A 7,017-nucleotide genomic window follows, 5' to 3' on the forward strand; every position below is an offset into this window, starting at 1 on the left:
CGCATCCTGTCCCGCCAGTTTGCCGAACTGGCAACGCCGATCGCCTCGGCCGGTCACCACACCGCATGATCGGCGGGTGCCCGTCCGCCCGCGTACCGAGGAGCAGACCCCATGAAGTCCGAGCCGTCCGCCGCACTCCGCCACCACACCGTCGAGGCCCCCGCCGGGCGCCTGCACGTGGTCGAGCAGGGCACCGGTCCGCTGGTCCTGCTCGTGCACGGCTTCCCCGAGTCCTGGTACTCCTGGCGCCGCCAGCTCCCGGCCCTGGCCGCGGCCGGATACCGTGCGGCGGCCCTCGACGTGCGCGGCTACGGCCGCTCCTCCAAGCCCGAGGCGACCGACGCCTACCGGCTGCTGGACCTGGTGGAGGACAACGTCGCACTCGTGCGCGCCCTCGGCGAGGAGAACGCGGTGGTCGTCGGCCACGACTGGGGCGCCAACATCGCCGCCACCTCCGCCCTGCTCCACCCCGAGGTCTTCCGCGCCCTGGCCCTGCTGAGCGTCCCCTACGCGCCGCCCGGCGGCCCCCGCCCCACCGACGTCTTCGGCCGGCTCGGCGGCCCTGACCAGGAGTTCTACGTCTCCTACTTCCAGCAGCCCGGCCGCGCCGAGGCGGAGATCGAGCCCGACGTCAGGGACTGGCTCAGGGGCTTCTACGCCGCCCTGTCCGCCGACACCATGCCCGCACCGCACGAGCCCGACCCGCACTTCGTCGCCCGCGGCGGCCGGCTGCGCGACCGTTTCCCCGTCGGTGTCCTCCCGGCCTGGCTGACCGAGGACGACCTCGACGTCTACGCCGGGGAGTTCGAGCGCACCGGGCTGACCGGCGCCCTCAACCGCTACCGCACCATGGACCGCGACTGGGAGGACCTCGCCCCCCACCGCGGAGCCGCTATCGAGCAGCCCTCCCTGTTCGTCGGCGGTGCCCTGGACGCCTCCACCACCTGGATGTCCGACGCCATCGACGCCTTCCCCACCACCCTCCCCGGCCTGACCGCCTCCCATCTCCTGGACGCCTGCGGCCACTGGATCCAGCAGGAACGCCCCGACGAGGTCAACCGCCTGCTGACCGACTGGCTCGCCACCCTCCGGGGCTGAACCGGTCGGGCTGCCGGGCAGTTCGGCAGTTCGGCGGACAGTGTGTCTTACGGCCCGCCGCGTCGGGTGCCACGGAGGGTGGCGGCCGGGCGCGGCGGGCCGTGCGGGTGCGGGTCAGTGCTGGTCGCGGAGCCGGGTGAGGAAGCTGATGGCGTGCGCCTGGTCGAGGACGGCGGTGAGGGTGCCGTCGATGTCGAGGTCGCGGTAGAAGCCGATGGCGACCTCCTCGGGCTCGGGGTTCGGGTCGTCGTCGGAGGCGAGATTGTCCGGGGCCGACGGGGCCGGGCCAATTGACGAGCAGGGCGAGCAGGTGGCCGGCGGCCTGGCCGCGATCCGCGCCCAGCGCACCGCGGCCTGCACGTAGCCCGGACGATGCTCGGCGTACGCGACCGCCGCCGCGCCGAACGACGAGGCGTGAACCGACCGCTCGTCATGTTCCAAGCCGCCACGCCGGCCCGCGGCCGACGGAAGGACACCCCTCCACGCCGCCGACGGCCGCACTGCTCCACTGCTCTACTGCTCGACGCGGACCTTGTCGGCCTGCATGCCCTTCTGGCCCTGAACGGCTTCGAAAGAGACCTTCTGGCCCTCCATCAAGGACTTGAAGCCCTGCCCTTCGATCGCCCGGAAGTGCACGAAGAGGTCCGGACCGGACTCGGGGCTGATGAAGCCGTAGCCCTTCTCCTCGTTGAACCACTTCACGGTGCCGTTCTGACGCTCGGCCATGTCTTCTCCTTGTCGCACGTGGATCGCCTTGCCCCGCGATCCTCTCACGCAGGGCGCGCCTGCAAACACGAACAGTAGTCGAGCCGTCCGGGTAGCGCCGGTGAACCGGACGGGTCAGCGGGGAGCGGGCAATCGCGAGGGGACCACCTCGAAGGCGAGCGCCACCACCCCGCCCACGGCGATGGCGACCCGAAGCGGCGGCGGCACCGAGTTCTCCGCCGAGTTCCTCGCATGGCTCCGGGGGCGGCGCACCAGCGGTTGACCCATTGAGCGGCCGGGCCGCGGCGGGCTACTGGCTCGACCAGCCCCGCGAGCACGACATGCAGGCGGACGGGCCCGCCCCGCCGGTTCCCTGTCACCGGCGGGGCGTTGTCCTCCCTCAGGGGCGCTCCGGGTCCCACTCCGGGTGTTCGCGGGCGGCCCACGACGGGTCGACCAGGCCGGTGCGCATGCCGAGGCGGGCCTCGGGGTCGCGGACGGCCATGCGGATGTGGCCGACCGTGACGACGGCGATGGCGGCGGCCAGCCAGTCGTGGACGAAGGTCGCGCCGGTGCGCCAGGACGGCGGGGCCAGGTGGGTCAGCCACATCAGCAGGCCGGTGCCGACGATGACGAGGATCGCGCCGAGCGTCCACTGGGCGTAGAGCTTCTGGCCCGCGTTGAACTTGCCGGCCGGGCGGTCGGCGGCGCGCGTGCGCAGGGTGCGCAGCCAGGCCCAGTCCGTCGGGGTGAAGCGACTCAGACGGGAGAGGTCGGCGCGCAGGGCGCGGGAGGCGAGGCCGAGGAGCAGCGGGACGGGCAGGGCGAGGCCGCACCACACGTGGACGGTCACCACCAGCCGTCGCCTGCCGACGAGTTCGGCCAGGGGCGGCACGTACAGGAACGCGGCCGTGGTGAGGCAGATCAGCATCAGGGCGGCCGTGACGCGGTGGACCCAGCGTTCGGCGCGGGTGAAGCGACGCAGGAGCTCAGGAGGTCGGTGCATCGTCACGTCCGTTCGAGCGGCCGACCCAGGCGTCGACGTCGTAGCCGTTCTGTTCCCAGTAGCCGGGCTGCACCGCGTCGGTGACGGTGATGCCGGAGAGCCACTTCGCGGACTTGTAGAAGTACATCGGCGCGACGTAGAGCCGGGCCGGGCCGCCGTGGGAGTGGGAGATCGGGGCGTCCTGCATGCGCAGGGCGACGAGGACGTCGTCGCGGCGGGCCTGGTCGAGGGTGAGGCTCTCGGTGTAGGCGCCGTCGAAGCAGCTGAACCGCACGGCCCGCGCGCCGGGTCGCACGCCGGCCGCGTCGAGCAGGTGCGACAGCGGGACGCCTTCGAAGGGGGTGTCCGGGACACGCCAGCCGGTCACGCACTGCACGTCGTGGACGATCCGCCGCTGGGGCATCGCCTGGAGTTCGGCGAGGCGGAAGGTGGCGGGGCGGTCGACGAGGCCGCCGACGCTCAGGGTGTACGTCTCGGCGGTCCGCTCGGGGACGGAGGCGGTGATCGAGTAGTACCGGAAGCCGCCGCCCCCGGGAAGGAGCCCGGTCAGGCCGGTCGGGTCCTTGCCTGCCACGGTGTCCTGGGCCTTCTGCAGGTACGGCCCGGCGGCGACGCCGACCGCGCCGAGGCCGAGCAGCCCGAGCACGACCCGGCGGCCGACCGGGGTGCCCTTCCCGTTGTGCGCTGTACTGTCCACGCCGTTGATTCGACCAGGCCCGCCCCCGTCTTGACCAGGGGCGGAGCCGAGTCGTCAGGGTTTCGTCACATCCGGGCTCAGCAGGTCTTGCGGACGTTGCCCGCCTTGCCCTGCGGCAGCACGTTCTTGTCCCGGCGGACGATGCTCAGCTTGTCGCCCCAGCCCTTGCAGGCCTTCGACAGGCCCTTGTCGGTGTACTCGATGACGTAGACCCGGTCGCCGAAGGCGTCGACGTAGCCGCCGCACTCGTCCTGCTCGCCGCACTCCTCGGCGACGGCGAAGTCCAGCCCGACCTTCTGGCGGTCACCGGCCAGCTCGACGGTGTTCTTCTGGCCGATCGCGAGCATCTTCTCGTGCGCGTGGGCGGCGATCACCGTCTGGAACGCCTCGACGTCGGCCGCGGTCAGCAGGTTGTCGGAGCGGGTGTAGCTGTCGTAGTTGTCCGGCTCGACGGCGTTGAAGCCCTTGGCCGCGCACTCGTCGATCCAGCCGTTCACCTTCTGGGCGATCCGCTGGCGCTTGGCGTCGGTGCGGACGTCGAGGAGGGCCTCGTTCCAGTTCCTGTCGTAGACGACCTTGCCGCCGCCGTCGCGGAGCAGCAGATCCGGCTCCCAGTCCTTCTCGGCGCCGGACTGGGCCTGGAAGGCGTTGACGTAGCAGATGTTGTACATCCCGGCGGCCGGCGCCGCGCCGTGGTCGCGGCTGACCACCTGCACCCCGGCCGGGGGCTGGTAGGGCGAGGAGATCTGGTAGTCGAAGCCCGCGTGCTCGGGCGGCAGGGTGACGCTGGTGGGCGGCGGCAGGGACGGGCCGGTGGCGGGGGCCGTGGCGGAGCCGTCCGAGTCGGAGTCGCCCCCGCCGTCGGACGAGGAGCTGCACGACGACAGCACGAGCGCGGCCGCGGCCGAGACGGCCAGCGCCGCAGCGGCCCGGCGACGGACAGGGCTGATGGACATCGTCGGTCTCCAAGCGGGGTGGTGGCACTGAGGCTCACCTTAGCGGGCTGTGGATCACCCTCGGCCCCGCACGGGCGCCTGGGACGAAATCCCAATGAACGCTTAATGCTCCGTTCACGCCCGATCAATCGGTGCGGCGGGCCTGGAATCCGCCCCACAAGTCTGGGACGGGAACGGCCACGGCCGCCGCCACAGAATGACGACACACACGTCAAATCCCTTTAGAAGAAGCCAAGTTGACGAACCGCTTGCACCGTTCCCCGGTCGTCGGCGGCCTCGCCGCGACGGTCGCGCTGTCGGGGGCGGGCACCGGCGGGAGGCGGGGCCGGCGGGCCGAGGGGCCGGGCGGTGCCTGTCGCATCGTTGGAGGTCCAGGGAGGCGTGGCGAATGCCGTCTCGACCGGCCACAGAAGGGGGGCCCGGAAGACCCGGGTCGACCTGGACCTGGTTCGCCCGAAAGCTGGTGGCGAAGCTGTGGTCATGACCGACAGCAACAATGATGTGACCGGCTTCCACGACCGTGTCATCCTGATCACCGGCGGAACCAGCGGGATGGGTCTGGCCACCGCGCGTCTGCTCCTGGAAGCCGGCGCCCATATCGTCATCACCGGCCGCGACGATGCCCGCCTCGACCGCGCGGTCGGACAATTGGACATGGCGTCCGGCCACGGCGCCCGTCTGTCCACGGTCCGGGCCGACTCCGCGAACCTCGCCGATCTCGACCGCTTGGCTGCCCTGATCCGTGAACGCCACGGACGTCTGGACGGGGTGTTCGCCAATGCCGGGGTCGGAGTGTTCCAACGCAGTGGCGAGGTCACCGAGCAGGACTTCGACCGCAGCGTCGACGTCAACTTCAAGGGGGTGTTCTTCACGGTCCAGAAGGTCCTGCCCCTGCTCGACGCCGCGGGTGGCGGTTCCGTCGTGATCAACGCCTCGTGGACACTGCACCGGGGCCTGGCCGTCGCACCGGTGTACGCGGCCACCAAGGCCGCCGTTCACAACCTTGCCCGCACGCTGGGCAGTGATCTCGCCGAGCGCGGCATCCGGGTCAACTCGATCAGCCCGGGCTACATCGTCACCGAGATGTTCGATGCCGCCAACCCGGACCCCGCCTCGCACGATGCCATCCGGTCCCAGGTGCCGCTGAGGCGGCTCGGCCGGCCCCAGGACATCGCCGAGACCGTGGCCTTCCTCCTCTCCCCGCGGTCGTCGTACATCACCGCCCAGGACATTGCCGTCGACGGGGGCCTGGTGACCGCCGTCCCTGCCTCCTGACGGCGGGTGCGGTGGCTGCCTGGCCCCGGCAGGGCCAGGCAGCCACCCATCACGACGGGCCACAATCGTCGCATGAGCACATCGATCAACCTGGGCGAGTTCCTCCGCACCCGCCGCTCCCTCCTGCACCTCGAAGACGTCGCCCTGCCGGACTTCGGGGGCCGGCGCCGGGTCGCGGGCCTGCGCCGCGAGGAGATCGCGCAACTCGCCGGGGTGAGCGTCGACTACTACACCCGAATGGAACAGGGCCGTGTGCCCAACCCCTCGGGCGCGGTGCTCGACGCTCTCGCCCGCGCACTGCGGCTGGACGGGGACGCCACCCGGCACCTGCACCGCCTCGCTCGACCGGAGCCCGCCGCCCGGCCCGTTCCCTGGCGCCAGCCCGGGCCGCCACGTGTGCGCCCCATGCTCCAGCGGCTGCTGGACGAGCTGGTGGACATGCCGGCGGTAGTGATGGGCCGACGCATGGACATACTCGCCTGGAACCCGGCAGCGGCCGCCCTCTTCGGCGACTACGCGGCCCTCGACCCAGCTGAGCGCAACATCGCCCGGATCACCTTCCTCGACGAGACGTCCCGGGAACTGTATGCGGACTGGACCTCCTGCGCCCGCGAGAACGTCGCCTACCTCCACCTGGACGCCGGACGGCACCCCGAGGACCCCCGGTTGGCGAGCCTGATCGGCGAACTGTCGATGAAGAGCGAGGACTTCCGTCGCTGGTGGGCCGAGCACCCGGTGCAGGACAAGACCTCGGGAACCAAGCGGTTCCACCATCCGGTGGTCGGCGATCTGGAACTGACCTACGAGACCCTGCGCGCAACGGACGATCCCGATCAGGCCTTGATCACGTATGCTGCCGAGTCGGGCAGCCCATCGCACGACAGCCTGCGAATGCTGCTGGCCTGGGCAACTGAGCCCCCTTCTCCCATCCCGACCGACGACTGCGCGCGCTGACCTTCCGGGCAGTGCCGGTGTCACCGCCGGTGACCCGCATCTGCGTCAGACTCGCTGTCGGTCGGCCCCCGGTCCACGACGCCCCGCCCGCTTCGCCTCCGTGCAGGTCGCCGAAGCCAAGGCGCTCGCCTGTCAGCCACCCGCCGAGACCGGCGTACCGCTGTCGCGCAGGTCCTGCCCGGAGCTGGCCGCTGGGCCGACCGCACGCAGGATCACCGAGAATCGTCTGGACCGGCGGCGACGAGCTCCAGGACGGCGGGCCCGGCCGCGAGGTCGTGGTCGATGGTGGGCAGGGCCACGTTGACGATGAAGAAGTCCAGCATCGG

The 7,017-nt window shown here is 71.5% G+C and carries 8 protein-coding genes; 3 read left to right on the plus strand and 5 right to left on the minus strand.

The window, feature by feature from the left end:
* The first annotated feature begins 111 nt into the window (after nucleotides 1–111).
* On the plus strand, nucleotides 112–1,098 hold the full coding sequence (locus tag AB0C76_RS18545) for an alpha/beta hydrolase (RefSeq protein WP_359966025.1): 987 nt from the start codon (nucleotides 112–114) through the stop codon (nucleotides 1,096–1,098).
* Between the two features lie 114 nt (nucleotides 1,099–1,212).
* On the opposite strand, the gene AB0C76_RS18550 is transcribed toward AB0C76_RS18545, so the two are convergent.
* From AB0C76_RS18550 to AB0C76_RS18570, 5 genes are all read right to left on the minus strand, one after another.
* Nucleotides 1,213–1,539, minus strand: coding sequence for a hypothetical protein (locus AB0C76_RS18550; protein WP_359966027.1), 327 nt, complete (start codon nucleotides 1,537–1,539; stop codon nucleotides 1,213–1,215).
* Between the two features lie 72 nt (nucleotides 1,540–1,611).
* Complete coding sequence (locus tag AB0C76_RS18555) at nucleotides 1,612–1,824, minus strand: cold-shock protein (RefSeq protein WP_329925756.1); 213 nt, start codon at nucleotides 1,822–1,824, stop codon at nucleotides 1,612–1,614.
* 379 nt (nucleotides 1,825–2,203) lie between these two features.
* A complete protein-coding gene (locus AB0C76_RS18560) occupies nucleotides 2,204–2,809 on the minus strand; it encodes a cytochrome b/b6 domain-containing protein (protein ID WP_359966030.1) in 606 nt (201 codons plus the stop codon).
* Nucleotides 2,793–3,506: a molybdopterin-dependent oxidoreductase gene (locus AB0C76_RS18565; RefSeq protein ID WP_359966033.1), complete on the minus strand. Its 714-nt coding sequence runs from the start codon at nucleotides 3,504–3,506 to the stop codon at nucleotides 2,793–2,795. The genes AB0C76_RS18560 and AB0C76_RS18565 overlap by 17 nt, the downstream gene beginning before the upstream one ends.
* Before the next feature lie 77 nt (nucleotides 3,507–3,583).
* Entirely contained in the window at nucleotides 3,584–4,462 is an 879-nt protein-coding gene (locus AB0C76_RS18570) for an endo alpha-1,4 polygalactosaminidase (RefSeq protein ID WP_359966036.1), read from the minus strand.
* A 480-nt stretch (nucleotides 4,463–4,942) separates the two neighbouring features.
* Here AB0C76_RS18570 and AB0C76_RS18575 point away from each other — a divergent pair, with 480 nt between their 5' ends.
* Both AB0C76_RS18575 and AB0C76_RS18580 read left to right on the plus strand, forming a co-directional pair.
* The gene (locus AB0C76_RS18575; RefSeq protein ID WP_359966039.1) at nucleotides 4,943–5,737 is read left to right on the plus strand and encodes an SDR family oxidoreductase; all 795 of its coding nucleotides are present in this window, start codon (nucleotides 4,943–4,945) and stop codon (nucleotides 5,735–5,737) included.
* A 72-nt stretch (nucleotides 5,738–5,809) separates the two neighbouring features.
* Nucleotides 5,810–6,691: a helix-turn-helix transcriptional regulator gene (locus AB0C76_RS18580; protein ID WP_359966042.1), complete on the plus strand. Its 882-nt coding sequence runs from the start codon at nucleotides 5,810–5,812 to the stop codon at nucleotides 6,689–6,691.
* The last annotated feature ends 326 nt before the right edge of the window (nucleotides 6,692–7,017 follow it).

It is taken from the genome of Kitasatospora sp. NPDC048722 (genome assembly GCF_040650235.1).
Taxonomy (GTDB): domain Bacteria; phylum Actinomycetota; class Actinomycetes; order Streptomycetales; family Streptomycetaceae; genus Kitasatospora.

Excerpts from the sequence above, each read along its gene's own strand:
- AB0C76_RS18545 (WP_359966025.1), top strand. The coding sequence starts at position 112 with ATGAAGTCCGAGCCGTCCGCCGCACTCCGCCACCACACCGTCGAGGCC.
- AB0C76_RS18555 (WP_329925756.1), bottom strand. The coding sequence starts at position 1,824 with ATGGCCGAGCGTCAGAACGGCACCGTGAAGTGGTTCAACGAGGAGAAG.
- AB0C76_RS18560 (WP_359966030.1), bottom strand. The coding sequence starts at position 2,809 with ATGCACCGACCTCCTGAGCTCCTGCGTCGCTTCACCCGCGCCGAACGC.
- AB0C76_RS18570 (WP_359966036.1), bottom strand. The coding sequence starts at position 4,462 with ATGTCCATCAGCCCTGTCCGTCGCCGGGCCGCTGCGGCGCTGGCCGTC.
- AB0C76_RS18575 (WP_359966039.1), top strand. The coding sequence starts at position 4,943 with ATGACCGACAGCAACAATGATGTGACCGGCTTCCACGACCGTGTCATC.
- AB0C76_RS18580 (WP_359966042.1), top strand. The coding sequence starts at position 5,810 with ATGAGCACATCGATCAACCTGGGCGAGTTCCTCCGCACCCGCCGCTCC.